The sequence below is a fragment of the Kitasatospora phosalacinea genome, from assembly GCF_000716545.1.
Taxonomy (GTDB): domain Bacteria; phylum Actinomycetota; class Actinomycetes; order Streptomycetales; family Streptomycetaceae; genus Kitasatospora; species Kitasatospora phosalacinea.
Genome location: NZ_JNWZ01000017.1, coordinates 115,429 through 138,634, shown reverse-complemented (window position 1 = coordinate 138,634; position 23,206 = coordinate 115,429). Strand labels below are relative to the sequence as shown.

Sequence of the window (23,206 nt, the reverse complement as noted above, 5' to 3'; positions counted from 1 at the left end):
CCCCGGCGGGGCCGCCTCACGGTGAGGCACCCCTCTCCGCAGAGGTGCCGGTGGACGTCAGACGAGGGCGTGTCCCCGGGACACCGGTGGAGACCGGCGCCACACACTCCTGCTGACAGTTCGTAGCGCCCAGGGTAAGCCGGGGTGCCCCGCCTGGGCGCACTTTCGGGCCAGCTCCGGGCGCGACGTCATATCCGCGCGTTGTTCAGTGACACAATGCCCGATTTCCCTCTCGAACACCCGACTGACGCGGCATCAGGACGATAACGACCCGTCAGGAAACCTTCTCCTCCGCCCCTTCTCCGGCATTCTCCCCCACCGCGGCCGTCTCGTTCGTACCGCCCTCGACGGCCGCCGGGGCCGGTGCGGGGGTTTCGAGCGGCTCCAGCCCGAGGTGCGCCCGGGCGGCGTCGGCGCCCTGTTCCAGCAGGACGGCGAAACCCTCGTCGTCCAGCACCGGAACGCCCAGTTGCAGCGCCTTGTCGTGCTTGGAACCGGGGTTGTCGCCGACCACCACGAAGTGCGTCTTCTTCGACACCGAGCCGGTGACCTTGGCGCCGCGCGAGGTCAGCGCCTCCTTGGCGCCGTCCCTGGTGTGCCCGGCGAGGGTGCCGGTGACCACCACGGTCAGGCCCTCCAGCGGGCGCTCGCCCTGCTCCTCGGCGCCCTCCTCGGTGAAGACCACGCCGGCGGCGCGCCACTTCTCCAGGATCTCCCGGTGCCAGTCCTCGGCGTACCACTCCTTGACGGCCCGGGCGATGGTCGGGCCGACGCCCTCGACGGCGGCCAGTTCGGTCTCGTCGGCGGCGAACACCCGGTCCAGGTCGCGGAACTCGCGGGCCAGCGCCTGGGCGGCGACCGGGCCGACGTGCCGGATCGACAGGCCGTTCAGGAAGCGCCACAGCGGGCGGTCCTTGGCCCTGGCCAGGTTGTCCAGCAGGACGCCGGTGTTCTTCTTCGGCGCGCCGGCGTTGTTGGCGAAGAAGAACACCTCCTTCTGCTTGCCGGTCCTGTCGTCCGGCTTGGGCATGCCCGTCTTCGGGTCGCGCACCAGCACCTTGATCGGCAGCAGCTGCTCCTCGGTCAGGCCGAAGATGTCGCCCTCGTTGCGCACCGGGGGCTCGACCGGGGGCAGCGGCTGGGTGAGCGCGGTGGCGGCGACGTAGCCGAGGCCCTCGACGTCCAGGCTGCTGCGGCCGCCGAGGAAGGCGATCCGCTCGCGGATCTGCGCCGGGCAGTACCGGGCGTTGGGGCAGCGCAGGTCGATGTCGCCCTCGGACATCGGGCGCAGCCCGCTGCCGCACTCCGGGCACTCGGCGGGCATCACGAACTCCCGCTCGCCGCCGTCCCGCAGGTCGTAGACCGGGCCGAGGATCTCCGGGATCACGTCACCCGCCTTGCGCAGCACGACGGTGTCGCCGAGCAGCACGTCCTTGGCCTTGACCACCTGCTGGTTGTGCAGCGTGGCGTACTGCACCATCGAGCCGGCCACCTTCACCGGCTCGGCCAGCACCGCGTACGGGGTGGCCCGGCCGGTGCGGCCGATGCCGATCTTGATGTCGGCGAGCTTGCCGGTGACCTCCTCCGGCGGGTACTTCCAGGCGATCGCCCAGCGCGGCGACTTGGAGGTGGCGCCGAGCCGGCCCTGCAGCGGGATCTCGTCGACCTTGACCACCACGCCGTCGATCTCGTGCTCGACCGAGTGCCGCTGCTCGCCGAAGTGCTTGATGAACGCCCGCACCTCCTCCAGGCTGCCGACCACCTTGTTGTGCTTGGCGGTGGGCAGGCCCCAGTCGTGCAGCAGCCGGTACGCGTGCGACTGGCAGTCGATGTCGAAGCCGGAGCGGGCGCCGATGCCGTGCACGACCATCCGCAGCGGGCGGGAGGCGGTGATCAGCGCGTCCTTCTGCCGCAGCGAGCCGGCGGCGGCGTTGCGCGGGTTCATGAACAGCCGGATCATCGCCCGGGGCCGCTTGCCCTCCTTGGCGCGCTCCTCGTTCTCCTGCCGGCGGCGCTCGTTCTCGGCGGCGAAGGAGGCGTTCAGCGCGTCGAACTCCTCGGTGGGGAAGTACACCTCGCCGCGGACCTCGACCAGCGCCGGGACGTCCTCCCCGCGCAGCCGGTGCGGGACCTCGGCGATGGTGCGGACGTTGGGGGTGATGTCCTCGCCGACCCGGCCGTCGCCGCGGGTGGCGGCCTGCACCAGCACGCCGTTCTCGTACGTCAGGTTGACGGCCAGGCCGTCCACCTTCAGCTCGCACAGGTAGTGGTAGTCGATGCCGGACAGCTCGGTGGCGACCCGCTCGGCCCAGGCGGCCAGCTCCTCGTCGTCCATCGCGTTGTCCAGGCTGAGCAGCCGCTCGCGGTGCTCGACCGGGGCGAACAGCGCGGTCCGCGCGCCGCCGACCTTCTGGGTGGGCGAGTCGGGCGTCACGAGGGCCGGGTGCGCGGCCTCCAGCGCCTCCAACTCCCGCATCAGGGCGTCGAACTCGGCATCGGTGACGACCGGCGCGTCCTGCTCGTAGTACCGGGCGCGGTGCTCCTCGATCTCGGTCGCCAGCTCGGCGTGCCGCGTCCGCACCTCCGCCGGGATCTCCTCCCAGCCCTCCACAGCCGCCACCGCGCCGTCCTCCTCGCTCGTCACTCCGGGTTGTCCACCAGGCTGCGGGCGGCCCGCGCCGCCGCGGCCAGCGCGCGCCGCGCGTGCGCCGGGGACGCCCCCGCCAGCCCGCAGGTCGGCGTCACCACCACGCGGCGGCCCAGCAGCTCGGGGGCCAGCCCGAGCCTGCGCCACAGCGTCCTGACACCCTGGACACTACCGGCCGGGTCCGACACCGCTTTTGATTCGGCGGGTGTCGCGTCGGCGGACGGCACGACGCCGGCCAGCAGCAGCGTCCCGCCCTCGACCGCCTCGCCGAGGTCGTCGTCGTCGCGCTCGGTCAGCAGGCCGAAGTCCAGGCTGATCCCGGCCGCTCCGGCCCGGCGCAGCAAGGGGATCGGCACCTCCGGCGCGCAACTGTGCACCAGGACGGGCGCGTCCAGGCCGCCGATCAGCTCGCGCAGGGCCTGCTCGGCGAGTTGGCGGTCGATCGCGCGCAGCCGCTGGAAGCCGCTGGCGGTCTTCACCGACCCGGCCAGCACGGCGGGCAGCAGCGGCTCGTCGAGCTGCAGGACGACGGTGGCGCCGGGGACGCGGCGGCGGACGTCGGCGAGGTGGCGGCGCAGGCCCTCGGCGAGCGAGCCCGCGATGTCGCGGCAGGCGCCCGGGTCGCCGAGCGCCTTCTCGCCGTGCTTGAGCTCGATCGAACCGGCCAGCGTCCACGGCCCGACGGCCTGCACCTTGAGCAGGCCGGCGTAGCCCTGGGTGTACTCCTCCAGGGCGTCCAGGTCCTCGCCGAGCCAGGACACCGCCCGCCTGGTGTCGCGCCCGGGACGGTCGGTGAACCGCCAGCCGCTGGGCTCGGTCTGCACGAACAGCTCGGTCAGCAGCCCGGCGCCGCGCCCGATCATGTCGGCGCCCGGCCCGCGCGCGGGCAGTTCCGGCAGGTGCGGCAGCTGCTCCAGCTCGGCCACCACCCCCCGGGCCATCTCCCGCACGTCCCCACCGGGCATCGAGCCCACCCCGGTCGCCGCACCGGACAGTTCCGCGAAAACGTCCACGTCAGTCACGGGGAAGAGACTACGAGCCCGGGGAGGGCCGCGGGTAACGACCCGTGCCCCCGTGGCCGTCCTACTTGCCGGGACGGACGGTGATCTCGGTGATCTCGGCGTCCCTGGGCAGGTCGAGCGCGGTGAGGACGGCGGTGGCCACCGACTCCGGCGCGATCCAGCGCTCGGGGTCGTACTCCGCGCCCTCCTGCCGGTGCACCTTCTGCTGCATCGGGGTGGCCGTCCGCCCCGGGTAGACGCTGGTCACCCGGACGCCGTTGGCGTGCTCCTCCTGCCGCAGCGCGTCGGCGAGCGCGCGCACCGCGAACTTGCTGGCCGCGTACGAGCCCCAGGTCGGGTCGGCGCGCAGTCCGGCGCCGGAGTTGACGAACACCACGTGGCCGCGGGCCAGCCGCAGCGAGGGCAGCAGCAGCCGGGTGAGCTCGGCGGGCGCGACGGCGTTGACGTTGAGCTGGTGCTGCCACGCCTTGACCGGGGTCTCGGCGACCGTGCCGAGCTCGACCACCCCGGCGACGTGCAGCAGCGAGTCGAGTTCGACCGGCAGCGTCTGGTGCCCGAAGGCCCAGGACAGCTTGGCCGGGTCGTCCAGGTCTCCGACCAGGGTCTTCGCGGTGGGGAACCGCTCGCGCAGCTGGGCGGCCCGGCGGGCGTCCCGGGCGAGCAGCCACAGCTGCTCGCCCCGGGCGGCGAGCCGGTCGGCGACGACGGCGCCGATGCCGGACCCGGCTCCGGTGATCAGGTGAACACCCAATTCGATCTTCCTTACTGGTTCTGGTCGGCGGACAGGTGGGCGAAGGCCTCGGCCGGGGTCCGCGCGAAGGTCACCAGCTCGGCGAGCGGACGGGGCAGGAAGCCCTCGGCGTCCATCCGCTCCAGCTGGAGGCGCAGGCCGGTGTAGAAGCCCTCGCTGTCCAGGACGATCACCGGCTTGTCGTGCAGGCCGTGCTTCTTCAGCTCCAGCACCTCGGTGATCTCGTCCAGCGTCCCGATCCCGCCGGCCAGCACCACCAGCGCGTCCCCGTGCGCCAGCAGCTCGGCCTTCCGGGTCGGCAGGTCCGGCATGGTCACCAGCTCGTCCGCGCCCTCGTAGGCCTTGTGGCGCAGGAACTCCACCGAGATCCCGACCAGCCGCCCGCCGGCGTCCTTGACCGCGTCGGCGAGCTGCCCCATCAGCCCGGCGTGCGAGCCGCCCCACACCAGGGTGTGACCGGCCTCGCCGATCAGCCGGGCGAACTCGGCCGCGGGGGCGGTGTACTTGGCGTCGAGGAAGTTGGCGGAGCAGAAGACCGTGATGTTCATAGTGCCCCCAGTCCTACCACCGCCCCACGCACCCGGGTCAAACCGTTTGGGCACGCCCCGGCTCAGAGCAGCAGCCCCCAGTACGCGAACGCGGCCACCAGCACGGCGGCGCTCGCCCAGGCCAGGAACCTGCCCCACCGGTTGGTGAACTTCAGCGCCAGCCGGACGGCGATCGCCGCCGCCGGCAGCACCGACAGGCCCCAGCACACCACCACGGGCATGCCCGGCACGACCCCCACCCGCAGCAGCCACATCAGGACGGTCGAGGCGATGGCGACCGACCACACCGACTGGACGACGGCATCGGACCCGCCCTCGTTCCTGCCGTACCCCCCGCCCGGCATCGGCCCCGGGCTGTCGCTGATGACGTACGACCCGTCGTCCAGCTTGCGAACGTACCTGTCCTTCATCGAGGCCCCCTGTCCGTCGCCGCCCCGGAGCGCCGATTCTAAGTGGCACCCCGCCCTCCCGGCAGCCCTCCGGAAAACCCCTGGCCCACCGCTCCCCCGGCCTGCCACCATGCCGCGCGTGACGACGGTGGACGAGGCGTGGCAGCGGCTGGAGTCGGCGGCCCGCGAACCGGTGCTGGAGCAGCTGCGGCAGGCCGCCCGGGGCGAGCCGTCCAGACTGTGGCTGCACCGCTGGGACGAGGGCATGGACCCGGCCGCGCCCGCCGCGCTGCCGTTCCTGGTCGCCCTGGTCCGCGACCCGGACCGACCGAACCGGGAGGAACTGCTGCACGTCCTGGCGCACCTGGTCGGCGTCGGCCGGCAGGAAGCCGCCGAGCGCCGCGCCCCCGGCTGGGCCGCCGCCTGGCGCGAGCACCGCACCGCCCTGGAGCCGCTGCTCGCCGACCCGGACCCGAAGGTCCGCCGGACGGCCGGATACCTGGTGGAGCGGGCCGCACCACTGCTGGCGCGAATCCCGGAGGAGACCGAACCCTGGCTCCGGTTCAGGCAGTTGCGGCGCCTGGGCGAGGTGGCCGACCCCACCGACGACGCGGCCCGCGCCCTGCTCACCGACACCCTGCACGGCGCCACCGGGCCGGACGCCGCCGCCCACCGGCTGGCCGCCCTGTGGGGGCTGGCCGTGCTGGACGCCGCCGAACCGGAGCGCTGGGCCGACCGATGGGTGGCGGCCGTCCTCGACTCGGCGGCGCCCGCCGCCGTCGAACGGCTCTGGAGCGAACCCGGCGACGACCACCCGGCGGCGCTGGACCGGGAGGTCGCCTGGACCGGCCGCGGGCTGCCGCCGCGCCTCACCCCCCACCTCTGCGCCCGGCTGGCCCGGGCGGCGGCGGACGCGGGCCGCCACGAGCTGTGCGCGGCCGCCCTGGAGGCCGGCTGGCGCCCGCTGCTGGACCTGCCGTCCACCGGCCCGCTCTGGCTCGCCACCGCCGGCGCGCTGCTCTCCTCGCCCGCCCCCGAGGTCCGCTACTGGGCCGCGGCCTTCCTCGCCGTGCTGGGCCCCGCGGCCGCCCCGTACGCCGACGCGCTGCACGCCCGGCTGGACGACACCGACAACGACGACGGGTTCCTCGACGGCAGCGCCGGCGACCAGGCGCGCTGGGCGCTGGCCCGGCTCGGCGACCCGCGCGTCCTGCCCGACCTGGTGGAACGGCTGCGGGAGCCGGAGCGGGAGAACGGCCGGAGCTACGACACCGGCGGCCCGCGGCGCCCGGAACCGTACGACGCGCTGCTCCCGCTGCAGGGGCACGCGGCGGTGCTGCGCCCGCAGGTCGCGGAGTGGGCCCGGGAGGGCGAGTCGCACGCCTGGCCGGACCACCACCCGGGCATCCGGCTGCTGGCGGCCTGGGACGGCACGGCCGACGTCCCCGAACCGCCCGCCGACCCGGAGGAGGCAGCCCGCGGGCTGATCCGGACGCCGCCGGTCCGCCGCTCCTACGAGGACCCCGCCCCGTACCGGCTCGGCACCCGGGCCGTCGCCGAACTCTCCCGGCGCGGCCGGCTCTCCCCCGGGGTCCGGGCCGCCGTGGAGCACGCGCTGTCCCTGGACCGTCGGCTGTCCTGGCTCAGCGACTACCGGGCGGTCCTGGACGACGAACGCCTGCGCGAGGTCCTGCGCCGGGCGCTGCGCGGCGAGGCGGTCACCGTGCCGCCGCTGTCACACCTGGACGAACTCGACTTCGAAGTAGGGCACTAGACCGGGCCTAGTACTCCAGCCGTAGATCGTGATCTTGCTGGTGGGGGCCGGTGGGGGCACGGCTGCGGCCACCGCTGATCATCGGTGTGTGAAGACAGAAGATCATGCGGTGGCCGCAGGTCACAGCGTAGACCCTGCCCGTTGGCAGAAGGCGTTCGAGGTCCTGATGGGCCGGATCGCGGGACAGTTCGGGCGGGTTGAGCCACGGCGTCGGGTCCGGCAGTTGGTGCTCGGGCTGCTGTCGGACCTGCCACGCAAGAACTGCTGGACGATCGCCGAGTGGGCCGGCGAGGCGACCCCGGACGGGATGCAGCACCTGCTGGGCCGGGCCAAGTGGGACGCCGATCTGGTGCGCGACGAGGTCCGCGACTACGTGGTGGAGCATCTGCGCGACGACCAGGCGGTGCTGGTGGTCGACGAGACCGGCGATGTGAAGAAGGGCACCCACACAGTCGGCGTCCAGCGGCAATACACCGGCACCGCGGGCAGGATCGAGAACTCGCAGGTCGCCGTCTACCTCGTCTACGCCGGTCAGCGCGGGCACGCGGCGGTGGACCGGGAGTTGTACATCCCACGCTCGTGGACGTCCGAGCCCGACCGCTGCCGGGCCGCCGGACTCGACGGTCAGACCACCTTCGCCACCAAGCCGGAGCTGGCCGCCCGCATGATCGGCCGGTTCCTGGACGCGGGCCACCGGGCCCCCTGGGTCGCCGGCGACGAGGTCTACGGTGGCAACCCGAAGCTGTGGGCCGCACTGGAGGAACGCGGCTGCGGCTACGTGCTCGCCGTCGCCCGCACCCACGAAGTCCTCACTCATGCCGGAAAGTTCCGCGCGGACGTCCTGGCCAAGAAGCTGCCGAAGCGGGCCTGGCAGAAGCTATCCGCCGGGGCCGGCGCGAAGGGGCACCGCTTCTACGACTGGGCCGTCATCGACCTCACCCACCCCGGCCCCGGCAGCCACCGGCTACTGATCCGCCGCAACCGCAGCACCGGCGAACTCGCCTACTATCGCTGCCACTCAACCCGCCCGGTGCCGCTGACCGAGCTGGTCAGAGTTGCCGGATCAAGGTGGCGGGTGGAGGAGTTCTTCCAGTCCGGCAAGGGCCTGGCCGGACTCGACGAGCACCAGGTCCGCCGCTACCCGTCATGGTCCCGATGGGTCACCCTCGCCATGCTCGCTCACGCGTTCCTCGCGGTAGTGCGCGCACGGGAACATGCCGTGCCCGAGAGCGACGGATTGATCCCGTTGACCTGTAACGAGATCCAGCGACTGTTCAACCTGCTGATCGCTCCTCCCACATCCGTGGCTGCCCGACTCGGCTGGTCGCACTGGCGGCGACGCCATCAAGCCCGCGCCGGGGCCAGCCATTACCGGGGACAGGCCGTTTACCAGGGATGAGGGTTCACGTCCCGTAGCTCAGATCCGTGCCGCCGCTCGCCTCGATGAGCCATGACAGGGATCCGGTCTCGAACGGCCAGCCCGTGGTGGCGACCTCGACCCATCCACTGCCCGGTTCGCTCACTCCCGCATCCCACCACCACCAACTGCGATCGTCGCCCCGCCCCTCCTCGGTCGGATCGAAGTAGTAGAGCCAGTCCGAGAGCATCCATGGCCCGTGACACTCCGCCGCCTTCTGCTCGGAAGTCAGCGCGCGCCACCGCCGCTCCCACGCCTCGACGTCGGAGGACGGGTCGGGAACACTCTCCGGCTCGCACCGCTGCACGAACCACGCCGGCAACAACTCGGGCCAATGCTCGAACGCAGGCCAGGTGCCTACCCGTTCGATCACGGGCGCCAGAACATCACGCGCACCGCCGATGACTCGTGCCGCGTCATCGGCGGTGAACCGGACCCGCACGAGAAACGTCCGCTCCCGACGATCGCCAACTTCCAGCCCGGCCCGAAGGCGCCGCAGCTCACCCTCCACGATCTCCACAACAACGAAGTGTGCAGCACTACCGAACCCGCAGCACCTCAAAAACGTCCCTGCCGCAAACCGCAAGATCACGATCTACGGCTGGAGTACTAGACCGCGACGGCCCGCTCGGTGCTCGCGATGGTGGCCGAGCCGACCACCCGGGTGCCGTCGTACAGCACCACGGCCTGCCCCGGGGCGATGCCGCGGGCCGGGGTGTCGAGCCGGACGTGCAGTTCGTCGCCGCTCAGCACGGCGGTGACCGGCACCTCCTCGCCGTGCGCCCGCAGCTGGGCGGTGTAGCGGCCCTCGCCGACGGCCGGGGTGCCGCACCAGCGGGGGCGGATGGCGGTGAGGGCGTGCACGTCGAGTCCCTCGACCGGGCCGACGGTGACGGTGTTGTTCACCGGGGAGATGTCGAGCACGTAGCGGGGCTTGCCGTCGGCGGCGGGGCGGCCGATCCGCAGGCCCTTGCGCTGGCCGATGGTGAAGCCGTACGCGCCGTCGTGCTCGCCGAGCTTGGTGCCGTCGGCGTCGAGGATGTCGCCGGGGGCGGTGCCGAGGCGCTCGGCCAGGAAGCCCTGGGTGTCGCCGTCGGTGATGAAGCAGATGTCGTGGCTGTCGGGCTTCTTGGCGACGGCCAGGCCGCGCCGTTCGGCCTCGGCGCGGATGACGTCCTTGGTGGTGTCACCGAGCGGGAACAGCGAGTGGGCGAGCTGCTCGGCGTCGAGCACGCCGAGGACGTAGGACTGGTCCTTGGCGGCGTCGACGGCGCGGTGCAGTTCGCGGGTGCCGTCGGCGTGGTCGACGATCCGGGCGTAGTGGCCGGTGCAGACGGCGTCGAAGCCGAGCGCGACCGCCTTGTCGAGCAGCGCGGCGAACTTGATCTTCTCGTTGCAGCGCAGGCACGGGTTGGGGGTGCGCCCGGCGGCGTACTCGGCGACGAAGTCCTCGATCACGTCCTCGCGGAAGCGTTCGGCCAAGTCCCAGACGTAGAACGGGATGCCGATCACGTCGGCGGCGCGGCGGGCGTCCCGGGAGTCCTCCAGCGTGCAGCAGCCGCGGGCTCCGGTGCGGAAGGACTGCGGGTTGCTGGCGAGCGCCAGGTGGACGCCGGTCACCTCGTGGCCGGCCTCGACGGCCCGGGCGGCGGCGACGGCTGAGTCGACGCCGCCGGACATCGCGGCGAGCACGCGCAGGCGGCCGGTGGACGGGGTGGTCGGGGCGCCGGGGAAGTCAGTCATGGTGCCTCCAAGCGTAACGGGGGCGGGCGGCACCCCGGCGGTCAGCCGTGGGTCAGGACGGGCGGCTCGGCGCCGACGGGCGGGGCGGGCGCGGCGGGCCGGTGCCGGGGCAGCGCGAGGGCCGGCAGGAACGCGGCGGCCAGCAGCGCGGCGCCGGTGCCGAAGGCGAGGTGGAAGCCGGCGGTGCCGCGGTCGGCGGCCAGCGCGGTGAGGACGGCGACGCCGAGCGCGGCGCCGACCTGCTGGGTGGTGTTGAGCAGGCCGGAGAGCAGGCCGGCGTCCTCGGGGCGGGCGTCGGCCATGCCGAGCGCGGTGAGGGCGGTGGCGGCGAGGCCGAACCCGGCGGAGCTGAGCAGGGTGGGCAGGACGTCGGCGGCGTAGTCGAGGTGTCCGGCCGGGAGCCGGGTGAGCAGGGCGATGCCGACGGTGAGCAGGGCCAGGCCGGTCAGCAGGGTGCGGCGTTCGCCGAACCGGGCGATGGTGGGGGCCGCGAGCAGCAGCGAGACGGCGCCGATGGTGAGGGCGGCGGGCAGCATGGCCAGGCCGGTGGCCAGCGCGCCGTAGTGCTGGACCTGCTGGAGGTACAGGGCGAGCAGGATCTGGAAGCCGAACAGCGCGGCCAGCATCAGGAGTTGGACCAGGTTGGCGAGCGCGGTGGTGCGCCGGGCGAGGATCCGCGGCGGGAGCAGCGGGGTGGCGGCGCGGGCCTGCCGGAGCAGGAACGCGGCGAGCAGGACGAGCGCGGCGGCGCCGGTGGTCAGGGTGCGGGCGGAGGTCCAGCCGGCCGGTCCGCCCTCGACGATGGTGTAGACGCCGAGCATCAGTCCGCCGGTGACCAGGGCGGCGCCGGGGGCGTCGGCGCCCGCCTTCAGGCCGGGGCCGCGGTCGTCGGCCAGCAGGCGCGCCCCGGCGAGCAGGGCGGCGGCGCCGATCGGCAGGTTGATGAAGAAGATCCAGTGCCAGCCGAGGCCCTCGGTGAGGACGCCGCCGAGCACCTGGCCGAGCGAGGCGCCGACCGCGCCGGTGAAGCCGAAGGCGCCGAACGCCTTGGCCCGCTCGGCGGGGTCGGGGAACAGCGCGACGACCATGCCGAGGCCGACGGCGGAGGCCATCGCGCCGCCGGCGCCCTGCAGGAAGCGGGCGGCGATCAGCGTCCCGGCGTTGACGGCGAGGCCGCAGAGCACGGACGCGGCGGTGAAGGCGGCGATCCCGGCGAGGTAGACCCGGCGGCGGCCGAGCAGGTCGCCGAGGCGTCCGGCGAGCAGCAGCAGTCCGCCGAAGGCGACCACGTAGGCGTCCACCACCCAGGCCAGCCCGGCCGGTCCGACGTGCAGGTCGGCCTGGATGGCGGGCAGCGCGACGGTGGTGATGGACCCGTCGAGGATCACCATCAGCATTCCGGCGCACACCACCGCGAGGGCCAGCCAGCGGGCGCGTGACGGGTTCTCGGACACGGTTCTCTCCCTCCCGGGGACGCGCGGACGTGCGCTCCCGATAAGAGAGACCGTAGCAGATAGTTTTGTAATAGACGATCTATATCGGGACGGCTATCCCTGTCGGGCCCGCCGCGGTCGGCGCACCACGCCGCCCTCCCCGGTCATCGGGAACTCCTTCGCCTGCTGCAGCCGGTCCAGCGCGTCCACGAACACCTGCCGCTCCCCCGCCGACAGCTCGCCCAGCGCCTCCCCGTGCACCCGGTCGACGATCACCTCGCCGCGCCGCACCAGCTCCGCGCCCGCGGGGGTCACCCGGATCACCTTCACCCGCCGGTCGGTCGCGGACGGGTGGCGCTCGGCCAGGCCGTCGCGCTCCAGCTCGTCGGCGGTGACCACCATGGTGGTCTTGTCCAGACCGGCGATCGCGGCCAGCTGCGACTGGGTGCGCTCGCCCTCCAGGGCGTGCAGCAGCACGCAGTGCTTGCGCGGGGAGCTGTCGATCTCGGCCAGGGCCAGCGACAGCCGGGTGTTCATCGCGTGCGCGGCCTGGACCAGCATCCCGGTGAGGTCGCGGACGGTGCGCTCGGGGAGGGGTGCGTTCATGCCCCCAGAGTACGTCCGGAAGCAGAAGGTTCCGTACGGAACGTCACGCCGCCGGGCGGAACGCGGCCTCAGCGGGCGGCCCCCACCTCACCGGGCGGCGCGCACCAGCCCGGCCCGCCGGGCCCGCTCCACCGCGCCGGGCAGCGCGGCGGCCAGCGCCGCCACGTCGGCGGCGGTGGAGGTGTGGCCGAGCGAGAAGCGCAGCGAGGCCCGGGCCAGCTCCGGGTCGACGCCCATCGCCAGCAGCACGTGGCTGGGCTGCGGGACGCCGGCCGAGCAGGCCGAACCGGTGGAGCACTCGACGCCCGCCGCGTCCAGCAGCATCAGCAGCGCGTCGCCCTCGCAGCCGGGGAAGGAGAAGTGCGCGTTGGCGGGCAGCCGCCCGTCCGCGCCGGGGTCGCCGTTGAGCACCGCGTCCGGCGCGGCCGCGCGGACCGCGGCCAGCAGCTCGTCGCGCAGCGCGCCGACCGCGCCCGCGTACCCGGGCTGCCGCTCGACGGCCAGCGCGGCGGCCACCGCGAACCCGGCCGCTCCCGGCGCGTCCAGCGTGCCGGAGCGCACGTCGCGCTCCTGGCCGCCGCCGTGCAGCAGCGGGACGGGCTTGGCGGAGCGGGCCAGCAGCAGCGCGCCGACGCCGTACGGGCCGCCGACCTTGTGGCCGGTGACGGTGAGCGCGGTCAGCCCGGAGTCGGCGAAGGACACTGGCACCTGGCCCAGCGCCTGCACCGCGTCGGAGTGCATCGGCACGTCGAACTCGGCGGCGACGGCCGCGAGTTCGCGGATCGGCTGGATCGTGCCGACCTCGTTGTTGGCCCACATCACGGTGACCAGCGCGACCGTCTCCGGGGCCCGCTCGATCGCCTCGCGCAGCGCCTCCGGGTGGACCCGGCCGAGCCCGTCCACCGGCAGGTACTCGACCTCGGCGCCCTCGTGCTCGGCCAACCAGTGCACCGCGTCCAGCACCGCGTGGTGCTCGATCGGGCTGCTGAGCACCCGGCGGCGGGCTGGTTCGGCGTCGCGCCTGGCCCAGTACAGGCCCTTGACCGCCAGGTTGTCGGACTCGGTGCCGCCGCCGGTGAGCACGATCTCGCTGGGGCGGGCGCCCAGCGACTCGCCGAGCGACTCCCGGGACTCCTCGACCACTCTGCGGGCCCGCCGGCCGGCGGCGTGCAGCGAGGAGGCGTTGCCGACGACACCGAACTGCGCCGTCATCGCGGCGACCGACTCGGGCAGCATCGGGGTGGTGGCGGCGTGGTCGAGGTATGCCATAGCGGGAACCAGTGTAGGCGGCCGAAGAGTCACGATTTGGCCATTGCACCCTCTGCAACGCGCCGTTAGCCTTCCGGCCACGCTGCTGTGAGAGGGGAGGGGCCGTGTCCCAGACGGTCGACCGCGCGCTGACCATCCTGGCGTCGCTCGGCGAGGGCCCGGCATCGCTGGAGCAGGCCGCCGCGAGGATCGGCGTGCACAAGTCCACCGCGCTGCGGCTGCTGCGCACCCTGCAGGAGCACGGCTTCGTCCACCGGCAGTCCGACCAGCGCTACCGGCTCGGCGGCCGGCTGTTCGCGCTCGCCCACCAGGCGCTGGAGGGCATCGACATCCGGCAGGTCGCCGCCCCGTACCTGGCGGTGCTCAACGAGCGCTACGGGCACACCGTGCACCTGTCGGTGCTGGAGGGCGACGAGGTGCTCTACCTCGACAAGGTCGAGGCGAAGTACCCGGACCACGGCCGCAGCTGGCTCGGCGAGGCCAGCCGGATCGGCAAGCGCGCCCCCGCGGTGGCCACCGCGGCGGGCAAGGTGCTGCTGGCGGACCTGCCCGCGGAGAAGCTCACCGCCTTCCTCGCCGAGGTGGAGTTCCCGGCCCGCACCCCGCAGTCGATCCGCGGCCCCGAGGAGTTCCGGGCCGAGCTGGCCGAGGTGCGCCGGCGCGGCTGGGCGGTGGACCAGGCCGAGTACCAGGAGTCGGTGAACTGCATCGCCGCCCCGATCGCCGGCACCGAGGGCACCGCCATCGCCGCCTGCTCGATCTCCGCCCCGGTCCGGGTCGCCTCGGTGACCGAGCTGAGCAAACTGCTGCCGGAGCTGCTCTGCACGGTCGAGGCGATCTCGCTGGCGTACGGCGGCTCGCCTACTCCTCGCTGGTGCGAGAACCGTTGCGGTGCCAAGCACGAGGTGCGCGCCAGCCGTACTTGAGCGCCAGCATCCGCATGGTGAACGCGACCACGGCGGCCAGCGAGGCGTTCAGCGGGGTCAGCCGCCCGACGCCGATCAGGACCGCCACCACCGCCGAGCCGACCAGCGCCGGGACGGCGTAGATCTCGCGGTCCCAGCGCAGCAGCGAGGGCGGCTCCATCGCCAGCAGGTCGCGGATCACGCCGCCGCCCGCCGCGGTCAGCATCCCGCAGGCCACCGAGGGGATCGCGCCGAGGCCGTAGGTGTGCGCCTTGATGGTGCCGGTGACGCAGAACAGGCCCAGGCCCGCCGCGTCCAGGACCATCACCGCCCGGGTGATCCGCTCCACCTGGGGGTGCAGGAAGAACACCACCACCCCGGCGACCAGCGGCGTGGGGAAGTACCCGAAGCTGGTGAACGCGGCCACCGGCAGCGCCCCGATCACCAGGTCCCGCAGGATGCCGCCGCCCAGCGCGGTGGCCTCGGCCAGCACGCAGATGCCGAAGATGTCCATGTTCTTGCGGACGGCCATCAGGCCGCCGGACAGCGCGAACACGAAGATGCCCACCAGGTCGAGGACCTGCTGGACGCTGTGCGGGAAGATCTCGGACGTCACCTGGTCAGTGTGCACGCCGGCCGCCGTCCCCCCGCGCTCCCGGTCGCCGGGCGGTCAGGCGAACTGTTCGTGCGGTGCGGGCCCGCCCAGCGCGTTCAGCCGGGCCGGCGTCCTCAGCGTGGTCATCCGCCGCCAGCCGCCCGCCCGCTCGTACGCGTACACCGCGTGGATGCCCGCCGCCAGCGCCGCCGACTTCGCCCTCGGCCAGCGCAGCAGCTCCCCCAGGTGCGCCATCACCGCCAGGCTGACGTCCCGGTAGGTGCGGATCTCCGCCCGGGCGGTGGTCTGCAGGGTGTCCAGGATCGTCCGCCCGTGCCCCTGGTACGCGAGCCGCAGCAGCTCCTCGTGGCAGAACGCCAGGTGGTTGTCCTCGTCGTTGGAGATCATCCGCACCGCCCGCCCCAGCTCCGGGTGGTCGCCGAAGATCCGCTTCAGCATCAGCATCTGCTCGGCGGCCCGCTGCTCGGTCACCCGGCTGTGCGCCAGGTACGTGATCACGTCCTGCTCGGTCAGCGGCTCGTCCCGGCGCAGCCGGGAGTGCGCCAGGCCGATGCCCTGCCGCTCCAGGATCATCGTGTAGTCGGTGTCGTCCGGCACGTCCCGCTCGGCCAGGCCGCGCCTGTGCATCAGCGCCTTGAAGATCCGGCCGTGCTTGTCCTCGTCGGCGCCGTGCCGGGCCACCTTCGGCGCCAGCACCGGATCGGGCACCAGCCGGGCGATCCGGCCGTTCTCCCAGCCGCCCTGGTCCTCCCCCTTCGCGGCGATCGAGCAGAACAGCCGGAACGCCTGGTCGTCGTCGTGGATCTCCTGGAACAGACTGCGGGCCGACAGCATGGTGACCTACCCCTCGCGCGGGAGCCGGGACATTCCGCTCCAGTCAAGGCACCGCCCCCTCCCCCGGCAACAGCTCGGGCCGGGGGCTGGGCCGGACGAAGGACAGCCTGACCTGCGGGGGCGGAGCGCCCCTAGCCGACCAGCCGGCGCCGCCAGTCCAGGCCGGTCACCCGGATCGCGTCGCCCGGCTCCCCGCTCCAGACGGCCGTCAGACCCGCCCCGGCCAGCGCCGCGACGACCTCCCGGCCGACGGCGGCGGTGGTCCGCTCGGAACCGTCGAAGCCGCCGTACAGCAGCCAGAGGTCTCCGCCCCCGGCCACGCCGTCGGTGCACTGGGAGTGGAAGTAGACGAAGCCGCGGGCCCCCGGGTCCTCCGCGCCGATCTCGCTGTTGCCGCAGGTGCGGCAGCAGGTGAAGTTCTCCCGGGCGGTGATCCCGCTCTCCTCCAGCGCGGCGAACGCCCGGGACAGCCGCTCCGGGTCGGTCTCGCCCACCCAGCCGCGCTGCTCGGCGACGCGCTCCAGCCACATCCGGTCGACCAGCTGCTTGGCCTGCTCCGCACCGACCGGCCGGTGCCCGTCCCGCACGAGGCACTCCCGCGCGGCCTCGGCCGCCCGCGCCAGCGTGGTGTACCCGCCCACCAGCAGCCGCCGCACCTCGGCGACCAGGATCCGCTCGTCCTCCGCGGACAGCTCCAGCGGCGCGGGCTCCGGGTCCGGGCCGAAGTCGATCCGCTCCCACTCCTCCCCCGCCGCCCAGTCCGCGTCCCCCCGGGCCCACCCGGTCAGCAGCTCGGCGACCCGCTCCGGCTCGCCCACCCGCGCCCCGAAGTGCCGCGACTGCGCGCCGTCCCGGTACTCGACCGTCCACGCCCCGTCCTCCGGGCAGGCCTGCGCGTAGGTGTCCGGCAGGTCGGGGACGCGCTGGAGCACCAGGAAGGAGCCCTTCCGCTGTCCCACGTCCCGCACCGAGGCCCGGAGTTCGTCCTCCGAGACCCGCACGCCCACCCGACCGGACTCGTCCCGCACCGTGATCTCCAGCATGCGCCCCACCCTGCCATCCGCCACCGTCGGCTCCCCACTCGGGCCGCCGCGCGCACGGCGAAGGTCCGCCGGGGGGAGGGAACTCCCCCCGGCGGACCTTCGCGACGGGCGGAGGCGCTACTCGGCCGCGTTCTCCGGGAAGTGGCACGCCACCTGGTGCCCCGCCGCCGCCGTGGCGAGCGGCGGCTCCTGGCTCGCGCAGACGTCCTGCGCCTTCCAGCAGCGGGTGCGGAAGCGGCAGCCGGACGGCGGGTTGAGCGGGGAGGGCACGTCGCCGGTGAGCAGGATGCGCTCGCGGCGCTCCTTGCGGCGGGGGTCGGGCACCGGCACCGCGGACATCAGGGCGTTGGTGTAGGGGTGCATCGGCCGGGCGTACAGGGCGTCCCGGTCGGCGATCTCGACCACCTTGCCGAGGTACATGACGGCGACCCGGTCGGAGACGTGCCGGACGACCGAGAGGTCGTGCGCGATGATCAGGTAGGTGAGGCCGAGTTCCTTCTGGAGGTCGTCCAGCAGGTTGACCACCTGGGCCTGGATGGAGACGTCCAGCGCGGAGACCGGCTCGTCGGCCACGATCATCTTGGGGCGCAGGGCCAGGGCGCGGGCGATGCCGATGCGCTGGCGCTGGCCGCCGGAGAACTCGTGCGGGTAGCGGTTGTAGTGCTCGGGGCTGAGTCCGCAGAGTTCCAGCAGGTCCTGGACGGCCCGCTTGACCCCGTGCTCGGTGGCGACCTTCTGGAGCCGGAAGGGCGCGCCGACGATGGTGCCGATGGTGTGCCGGGGGTTCAGCGAGGAGTACGGGTCCTGGAAGATCATCTGGATGTCGCGCCGGTACGGCCGCATCGCCGCGACGCCCAGGTGGGTGATGTCGGTGCCCTCGAACTCGACGGTGCCGCCGGTGGGTTCGTCGAGCCGGGTGACCAGGCGTCCCATGGTGGACTTGCCGCAACCGGACTCGCCGACCACGCCGAGCGTCTCGCCGGCGTTGACCTCGAAGTCGATGCCGTCGACCGCCCGCACCGCGCCGACCTGGCGCTTCAGCAGTCCCTTGGTGACCGGGAAGTGCCGGGTCAGTCCGGTGACCCTCAGCAGGGGTTCGCGGTCGGGCCCGGGCGCCTGCGCGGGCACCTTCGCGAGCTGCGGCACCGCCGCCTGACTGTCCGTCATCGCTGCTCTCCAAATGGGTGGTACGTGCTCACAGCCGGGGCGCGATCTCTTCGGTGAAGATCCGGTGGCGTTCGGCGATCGGCAGGTGGCAGGCGGCGTGGTGCCGGGGCGCGGCCTCGGCCAGCGCGGGCACCTCGCTGACGGAGCGGCCGCCGGTGAGCTCGGCGTACGGGCAGCGCGGGTGGAACGCGCAGCCGGACGGCACGTTGATCAGGCTCGGCGGGGTGCCCTTGACCGGGATCAGCCGGTCCTGGAGCTCCCGGTCGAGGCGGGGCATCGAGCCGAGCAGGCCCCAGGTGTAGGGGTGCTCGGGGGATTCGAAGATGGTGGCGGCGGGGCCGCGCTCGACCGGCTTGCCGCCGTACATCACCAGGATGTCGTCGGCGAGTTCGGCGACCACGCCCAGGTCGTGGGTGATGATGACGACCGCCGAGCCGAACTCCTTCTGCAGGTCGCGGATCAGGTCGAGGATCTGCGCCTGGACGGTGACGTCGAGCGCGGTGGTCGGCTCGTCGGCGATCAGCAGGTCGGGGTCGTTGACCAGCGCCATCGCGATCATGGCGCGCTGGCGCATGCCGCCGGAGAACTCGTGCGGGTAGTTGTCGACCCGCTTGTCGGGCTGCGGGATGCCGACCCGGTCGAGCATCTCGACCGCGCGCTTGCGGGCCTCCTTCTTGGAGGCGCCGGGGTGGTGGGCCCGGTAGCCCTCGACGATCTGGGCGCCGACCGTGTAGTAGGGGTGCATCGCGGTCAGCGGGTCCTGGAAGATCATCGCCATCTTCCGACCGCGGAGCTTGCGCACCCGGTCGGCGCTGGCGGCGACCAGGTCCTCGCCGTCCAGCCAGATCTCGCCGGAGATCCGCGGGGCGCCGCGCTTGGTGCCGGTGCGGTGCAGGCCCATGATCGACAGCGAGGTGACGGACTTCCCGGAGCCGGACTCGCCGACGATGCCGAGCGTCTTGCCGCGCTCCAGGTCGAAGCTGAGCCCGTTGACGGACTTGACCAGTCCGTCGTCGGTGGGGAAGTGCACCTTCAGGTCGCGGACGGACAGGAAAGGCTTGTCGGTGTTGCTCATGTCAGCCTCACCCGGGGGTCGACGACGGCGTACAGCAGGTCAACCACGAGGTTGGCCATGACGATGAAGAACGCGGCGAACAGGGTCACGCCCATGATCACCGGGAGGTCGCTGGACTGGATCGAGGTGACCGCCTCGTAGCCGAGTCCGCGCAGGTTGAAGGTCTTCTCGGTGAGCACGGCGCCGCCGAGCAGACCGCCGAGGTCCATGCCGAAGATGGTCAGGATCGGGGTCAGCGTGGAGCGCATGGCGTGCTTGCCGATGACCACCGGCTCCTTGAGGCCCTTGGCCCGCGCGGTGCGGATGTAGTCCTCGCCGAGGACGTCCAGCAAAGTGGCCCGACTGAGTCGGGCGTACGTCGCGGCGAACAGGAACGCCAGGGTCACCCAGGGCAGCACCAGCCCCTGGAACCAGGAGACCGGATCGTCCGCGAAGTCGGTGTAGCTGTTGGGGAACCAACCGAGCTGGTTGACGAAGACCGCGAGCGCGACCAGGCCGGTGAAGTACATCGGCAGCGAGACGCCGGCCAGCGCGACGGTCATGGTGACGCGGTCCAGGGTGGTGCCGCGGCGCAGTGCGGAGATGACGCCGGTGGCGGTGCCGAACACCAGCCAGAGCACGGAGGCCCCGACGGCCAGCGAGATGTCGACGCCGACCCGGTTGAGCAGCAGCGGCCAGACCGCCTGCTCGGTCTTGAACGAGTAGCCCAGGCAGGGGGCCGCGCAGTGGGTCATGTCGACGCCGGCGTTGTAGTCGCGGCCGGCGAACACCCCGCGCAGGAAGAGCCAGAACTGTTCGATGATCGACTTGTCGAGGCCCATCTTGTGGCGGATGCCCTCGACCGCCGCCTTGTCCGCGATCTTGCCCACGTAGAGCATCGCGGGGTCGGTCCCGGTCAGTTTCGGCACCATGAAGAAGATGCCGAAGGTCACCGCGGCGACCACCAACAGCATGAAGACGACGTTGACCAGTCGCCTGACGAGATACACGAGCACTGCGGTCGGCCCTGCCGCGGGCCGGCCGGGGCGCCCCGGTGGGGGCGCCGCGGCCGGCTCGGCAGGGCCTTCACCTGCCCTTCGGACTAGCGGTGCGGACGAGCGGGGAGGTCAGGTCACTTGCCGTCGGAGACGCCGAGCGCCTGGAAGTCCACCTCGCCGAAGGCGTCGGTGATGTAGACGTTGGTCAGGCGCGGGTTGCGCCAGTTGAGGGCCTTGTCGGCGACCATCGGCAGGTAGTAGGCGCCGTCGATGGCCTTGTGGTTGATCTTCTTGTAGAACTCGGCGGCCTTGGCCGGGTCGGTCTGCTGGGCGGCCTGGTCGAACCAGCCGTTGATCTCCGGGTCGTTGATCTCGGAGTAGTTGTTGTTGCCGTTGCTGGTGATGAAGCGGCCGTCGACCAGCGGCTGCAGGTAGCCGGAACCGGTCGGGTAGTCGGCGCCCCAGCCCATCACGATCAGGCCGTAGCCCTTGGACTTGACCACGTCGGGCGCGCCGATGACCGAGGAGATCAGCTTGCCGTCGTACTGGTCGACGGTGACGTCGATGTTGGCCGCCTTGAGCGCGGTCTGCAGGGCCACCGCGGAGTTGACCTCCTTCGGCTTGTTGCCGCGCACCGCGATGGTGGTCTTGAAGCCCTCCGGCTTGCCGCAGGCCTTCAGCTCCTCCTTGGCCTTCTCGATGTTCGGCTTGCCCTTGGTCAGGCCGAACGGGTCGTAGTCGTCGGAGCCGAGGATGTTCGGGGGCAGCATCGAGCCGAACAGCGAGCCGGAGACCGAGCCGCCGCGGGCGGTCTGCAGCGCGGTGGTGTCGGCCGCGTACAGCACCGCGTTGCGGCAGTGCACGTTGTCGAACGGGGCGACCGCCGGGACGAGCGAGACGTACCGGATGAAGCCGTTGTACGGGTCGTCGGTGTTGGCCTTGAGCGCCTGGTCCTGGAGGACCTTGACCTGGGCGGCCTGCGACAGGCCGGTCTGGGCCCAGTCGAGGTCGGCGGTGTTCGCCAGCAGGCGGGCGTCCATGTCGTCGGCGTTGGTGGTGACGGTCAGCTTGACGACGTCCGGCAGCGCCTTGCGGAACGGGTCGGAGGCCGGGTCCCAGTTCTCGTTGCGGACCAGCTCGTAGCCCTTGCCGGGCTCGACCGACTTGAACTTGTACGGGCCGGAGGAGACCGGCTTCTGGCCGTACTGGGCACCGGTGTCCAGCTTCTGCGGGACGGGGGCGGCGGAGCCCATGGCCAGCAGGTACGGGAAGTCGGAGTTCGGCTTGGCCAGGGTGAAGACGATCGTGGTGTCGTCCGGGGTCTGGACCGACTTGAGGCCGAGCTTGTCCGGGTCGGAGTCGGTGTAGGGGCCCTTGTAGCCCTGGCCCTGGTCCAGCTCGTTGATCAGGTAGGTCGGGCCGCCGGAGATGACGTCCTGCGCGAAGATCCGCTCGATGCCGTACTTGACGTCCTTCGAGGTGATGACCGAGCCGTCCTCGAACTTCAGGCCGGGCTTCAGCTTGAAGGTGTAGGTCTTGGCGTCGGCGGAGATCTCCGGCTTGGCGGAGGCCAGGTCGGGGACCAGGTTCAGGCCGTCCTTGCCGGGCTTGCCGTCGAAGGCGAGCAGGGTGCGGGTGTAGAAGCGCTCGTAGTTCCACACCGAGGCGTAGTACGCGCGACCGGGGTCGAGCGAGTCCACGTCGGTGGTGGTCCACATCTCCAGGGTCCCGCCCTTCTTGTCGGACGGGTTCACCACCTTCTCGGCCGCGGCGTTGAAGCCGGCCTTCGAGCCGTCGGCCTTGTCGCCCCCGGAACCGCCGCCCTTGGACCCGCCGCAGGCGGCCGTGGTGAGGGCGAGGGTGGCCACCAGCGCGGCGGCCGCGAGCGTCCTGTTTCGCTTCATGGGTTGGGGAACCTCCAGAGTTGCGGGCTCAGTTGCCCTTGGGGTCGAGAGCGTCACGCAGGCCGTCACCGAAGAGGTTGAAGGCGAGCACGGTGATGAAGATGGCGAGACCGGGGACCACCATGTACGTGGGATCCGCCTGGTAGATCCCGACCGCGTCCGAGAGCATCTGCCCCCAGGACGGGGTGGGCGGCCGGACGCCGGCCCCGAGGAAGCTGAGCGCCGCCTCGTTCAGGATGTTGGTGGGGATGATCAGGGTCGCGTAGACCAGGATCGGCGCCGTCAGGTTCGGCAGCAGTTCGCGGAACAGGATGTGCGCGCGCCCCGCGCCGAGGCTGCGGGCGGCGTCCACGAACTCGCGTTCGCGCAGCGACATGGCCTGGCCGCGGACGATGCGTCCGATGTACGGCCAGCCGAAGAAGCCGATCACGGTCACCAGGACCGCCACTCGCACACCGGTGTCGCCCAGGCCGAGCAGCTCGTTGGGCATCACCGAGACCAGCGCGATGCTGAACAGCAGCTGCGGGAAGGCCAGCAGGACGTCCATGACCCGGCTGATCACCGAGTCCACCCAGCCGCCGAAGTAGCCGGCCATGATGCCCATCACGACGCCGATGCAGACCGACAGCGCGGCGGCCAGGAAGGCCACCAGCAGCGAGATCTGCGCGCCGTAGACGATCCGGGAGAACACGTCGCGGCCGAAGGTCGGGTCGACGCCGAGCAGGAAGTCGCCGCTGATGCCGCCGAACGCGCCCTTGGGCAGGCCCAGGTCGGGGTTGATCTGGTCCGGGTGGGGCTCGTCGACCGGGTGTCCGAACAGCGCGGTCAGCACCGGGGCGAAGACCGCCGCCAGGATCAGCAGCACCACGACGGCGCCGCCGGCCAGCGCGACCTTGTCGCGCTTGAGCCGGCTCCAGGCGATGCGGCCCGGCGAGCGGCCCTCGATCTGCTTGTCCGGCTCTGGAGTTGACGCGCCGTCAGGCTGCGCCCCGGACGCCGGACCCGAGGTCTCGGTGGGTGTGGTCATGAGTCAGTTCGTTCCCCTCGCCGACGGTGGCCGGCCCACGGAGTCGCGTGCGGTGCGGA

21 protein-coding genes are annotated in these 23,206 nt (G+C 72.6%); 3 read left to right on the top strand and 18 right to left on the bottom strand.

The window, feature by feature from the left end; genetic code table 11:
- Window positions 1-274: 274 nt before the first annotated feature.
- The 5 genes from ligA to OO48_RS11425 form a co-directional block, all read right to left on the bottom strand.
- Window positions 275-2,644 (bottom strand): NAD-dependent DNA ligase LigA, encoded by a 2,370-nt coding sequence (gene ligA, locus OO48_RS11445; RefSeq protein WP_245194593.1) that lies wholly within the window; start codon window positions 2,642-2,644, stop codon window positions 275-277.
- Entirely contained in the window at window positions 2,641-3,612 is a 972-nt protein-coding gene (locus tag OO48_RS11440; protein WP_245194598.1) for a methionine synthase, read from the bottom strand. The genes ligA and OO48_RS11440 overlap by 4 nt, the downstream gene beginning before the upstream one ends.
- A gap of 118 nt (window positions 3,613-3,730) precedes the next feature.
- On the bottom strand, window positions 3,731-4,420 hold the full coding sequence (locus tag OO48_RS11435; RefSeq protein ID WP_033214843.1) for an SDR family oxidoreductase: 690 nt from the start codon (window positions 4,418-4,420) through the stop codon (window positions 3,731-3,733).
- An 11-nt stretch (window positions 4,421-4,431) separates the two neighbouring features.
- On the bottom strand, window positions 4,432-4,968 hold the full coding sequence (locus tag OO48_RS11430) for an LOG family protein (protein ID WP_033214841.1): 537 nt from the start codon (window positions 4,966-4,968) through the stop codon (window positions 4,432-4,434).
- A gap of 62 nt (window positions 4,969-5,030) precedes the next feature.
- A complete protein-coding gene (locus OO48_RS11425; RefSeq protein WP_033214837.1) occupies window positions 5,031-5,378 on the bottom strand; it encodes a hypothetical protein in 348 nt (115 codons plus the stop codon).
- 118 nt (window positions 5,379-5,496) lie between these two features.
- Here OO48_RS11425 and OO48_RS11420 point away from each other — a divergent pair, with 118 nt between their 5' ends.
- Window positions 5,497-7,131, top strand: a complete 1,635-nt coding sequence (locus OO48_RS11420) for a hypothetical protein (protein WP_157845428.1) — start codon at window positions 5,497-5,499, stop codon at window positions 7,129-7,131.
- 166 nt (window positions 7,132-7,297) lie between these two features.
- Entirely contained in the window at window positions 7,298-8,530 is a 1,233-nt protein-coding gene (locus OO48_RS11415; protein WP_081952051.1) for an IS701 family transposase, read from the top strand.
- Window positions 8,531-8,534: 4 nt separating this feature from the next.
- Here OO48_RS11415 and OO48_RS11410 read toward each other — a convergent pair whose 3' ends face one another.
- The 5 genes from OO48_RS11410 to OO48_RS11390 all read right to left on the bottom strand — a co-directional run bounded on the left by OO48_RS11410 (window position 8,535) and on the right by OO48_RS11390 (window position 13,599).
- Window positions 8,535-9,068, bottom strand: coding sequence for a hypothetical protein (locus OO48_RS11410; RefSeq protein ID WP_033214831.1), 534 nt, complete (start codon window positions 9,066-9,068; stop codon window positions 8,535-8,537).
- Between the two features lie 89 nt (window positions 9,069-9,157).
- A complete protein-coding gene (mnmA, locus tag OO48_RS11405) occupies window positions 9,158-10,291 on the bottom strand; it encodes a tRNA 2-thiouridine(34) synthase MnmA (protein WP_033214830.1) in 1,134 nt (377 codons plus the stop codon).
- Window positions 10,292-10,332: 41 nt separating this feature from the next.
- A complete protein-coding gene (locus OO48_RS11400; protein ID WP_033214828.1) occupies window positions 10,333-11,745 on the bottom strand; it encodes an MFS transporter in 1,413 nt (470 codons plus the stop codon).
- 93 nt (window positions 11,746-11,838) lie between these two features.
- On the bottom strand, window positions 11,839-12,330 hold the full coding sequence (locus tag OO48_RS11395; RefSeq protein WP_033214827.1) for a MarR family winged helix-turn-helix transcriptional regulator: 492 nt from the start codon (window positions 12,328-12,330) through the stop codon (window positions 11,839-11,841).
- Between the two features lie 87 nt (window positions 12,331-12,417).
- On the bottom strand, window positions 12,418-13,599 hold the full coding sequence (locus OO48_RS11390) for a cysteine desulfurase family protein (protein ID WP_033214825.1): 1,182 nt from the start codon (window positions 13,597-13,599) through the stop codon (window positions 12,418-12,420).
- Window positions 13,600-13,703: 104 nt separating this feature from the next.
- Between OO48_RS11390 and OO48_RS11385 the strand changes: the two genes are divergently transcribed.
- Complete coding sequence (locus OO48_RS11385; protein ID WP_033214823.1) at window positions 13,704-14,525, top strand: IclR family transcriptional regulator; 822 nt, start codon at window positions 13,704-13,706, stop codon at window positions 14,523-14,525.
- Here the strand turns inward: OO48_RS11385 and OO48_RS11380 are convergent.
- The 8 genes from OO48_RS11380 to OO48_RS11345 all read right to left on the bottom strand — a co-directional run bounded on the left by OO48_RS11380 (window position 14,461) and on the right by OO48_RS11345 (window position 23,147).
- Entirely contained in the window at window positions 14,461-15,120 is a 660-nt protein-coding gene (locus tag OO48_RS11380; RefSeq protein ID WP_033214909.1) for a trimeric intracellular cation channel family protein, read from the bottom strand. The two genes, OO48_RS11385 and OO48_RS11380, sit on opposite strands and share 65 nt — an antisense overlap.
- A gap of 54 nt (window positions 15,121-15,174) precedes the next feature.
- Complete coding sequence (locus OO48_RS11375; protein ID WP_033214822.1) at window positions 15,175-15,954, bottom strand: hypothetical protein; 780 nt, start codon at window positions 15,952-15,954, stop codon at window positions 15,175-15,177.
- Between the two features lie 131 nt (window positions 15,955-16,085).
- Entirely contained in the window at window positions 16,086-16,997 is a 912-nt protein-coding gene (locus OO48_RS11370) for a DUF6891 domain-containing protein (protein ID WP_033214820.1), read from the bottom strand.
- 117 nt (window positions 16,998-17,114) lie between these two features.
- Complete coding sequence (locus tag OO48_RS11365) at window positions 17,115-18,164, bottom strand: ABC transporter ATP-binding protein (RefSeq protein WP_033214818.1); 1,050 nt, start codon at window positions 18,162-18,164, stop codon at window positions 17,115-17,117.
- Window positions 18,165-18,192: 28 nt separating this feature from the next.
- The gene (locus OO48_RS11360; protein ID WP_033214812.1) at window positions 18,193-19,239 is read right to left on the bottom strand and encodes an ABC transporter ATP-binding protein; all 1,047 of its coding nucleotides are present in this window, start codon (window positions 19,237-19,239) and stop codon (window positions 18,193-18,195) included.
- Window positions 19,236-20,234, bottom strand: a complete 999-nt coding sequence (locus OO48_RS11355) for an ABC transporter permease (protein ID WP_033214810.1) — start codon at window positions 20,232-20,234, stop codon at window positions 19,236-19,238. Before OO48_RS11355 ends, OO48_RS11360 begins: the two co-directional genes overlap by 4 nt.
- Window positions 20,235-20,350: 116 nt before the next feature.
- Window positions 20,351-22,120 carry an ABC transporter substrate-binding protein gene (locus OO48_RS11350; protein WP_033214808.1) on the bottom strand — a complete coding sequence of 590 codons (1,770 nt, stop codon included), beginning with the start codon at window positions 22,118-22,120 and terminating at the stop codon, window positions 20,351-20,353.
- A 28-nt stretch (window positions 22,121-22,148) separates the two neighbouring features.
- Window positions 22,149-23,147 carry an ABC transporter permease gene (locus tag OO48_RS11345; RefSeq protein WP_033214806.1) on the bottom strand — a complete coding sequence of 333 codons (999 nt, stop codon included), beginning with the start codon at window positions 23,145-23,147 and terminating at the stop codon, window positions 22,149-22,151.
- Window positions 23,148-23,206: the final 59 nt, after the last annotated feature.

What these genes read in the sequence shown, in the direction of transcription:
- OO48_RS11360 (WP_033214812.1), bottom strand. Translation starts at nt 19,239, where the DNA reads ATGAGCAACACCGACAAGCCTTTCCTGTCCGTCCGCGACCTGAAGGTG.
- OO48_RS11365 (WP_033214818.1), bottom strand. Translation starts at nt 18,164, where the DNA reads ATGACGGACAGTCAGGCGGCGGTGCCGCAGCTCGCGAAGGTGCCCGCG.
- OO48_RS11345 (WP_033214806.1), bottom strand. Translation starts at nt 23,147, where the DNA reads ATGACCACACCCACCGAGACCTCGGGTCCGGCGTCCGGGGCGCAGCCT.
- OO48_RS11430 (WP_033214841.1), bottom strand. Translation starts at nt 4,968, where the DNA reads ATGAACATCACGGTCTTCTGCTCCGCCAACTTCCTCGACGCCAAGTAC.
- OO48_RS11370 (WP_033214820.1), bottom strand. Translation starts at nt 16,997, where the DNA reads ATGCTGGAGATCACGGTGCGGGACGAGTCCGGTCGGGTGGGCGTGCGG.
- OO48_RS11350 (WP_033214808.1), bottom strand. Translation starts at nt 22,120, where the DNA reads ATGAAGCGAAACAGGACGCTCGCGGCCGCCGCGCTGGTGGCCACCCTC.
- OO48_RS11390 (WP_033214825.1), bottom strand. Translation starts at nt 13,599, where the DNA reads ATGGCATACCTCGACCACGCCGCCACCACCCCGATGCTGCCCGAGTCG.
- OO48_RS11375 (WP_033214822.1), bottom strand. Translation starts at nt 15,954, where the DNA reads ATGCTGTCGGCCCGCAGTCTGTTCCAGGAGATCCACGACGACGACCAG.
- OO48_RS11395 (WP_033214827.1), bottom strand. Translation starts at nt 12,330, where the DNA reads ATGAACGCACCCCTCCCCGAGCGCACCGTCCGCGACCTCACCGGGATG.
- OO48_RS11415 (WP_081952051.1), top strand. Translation starts at nt 7,298, where the DNA reads ATGGGCCGGATCGCGGGACAGTTCGGGCGGGTTGAGCCACGGCGTCGG.
- OO48_RS11440 (WP_245194598.1), bottom strand. Translation starts at nt 3,612, where the DNA reads ATGCCCGGTGGGGACGTGCGGGAGATGGCCCGGGGGGTGGTGGCCGAG.
- OO48_RS11425 (WP_033214837.1), bottom strand. Translation starts at nt 5,378, where the DNA reads ATGAAGGACAGGTACGTTCGCAAGCTGGACGACGGGTCGTACGTCATC.
- mnmA (WP_033214830.1), bottom strand. Translation starts at nt 10,291, where the DNA reads ATGACTGACTTCCCCGGCGCCCCGACCACCCCGTCCACCGGCCGCCTG.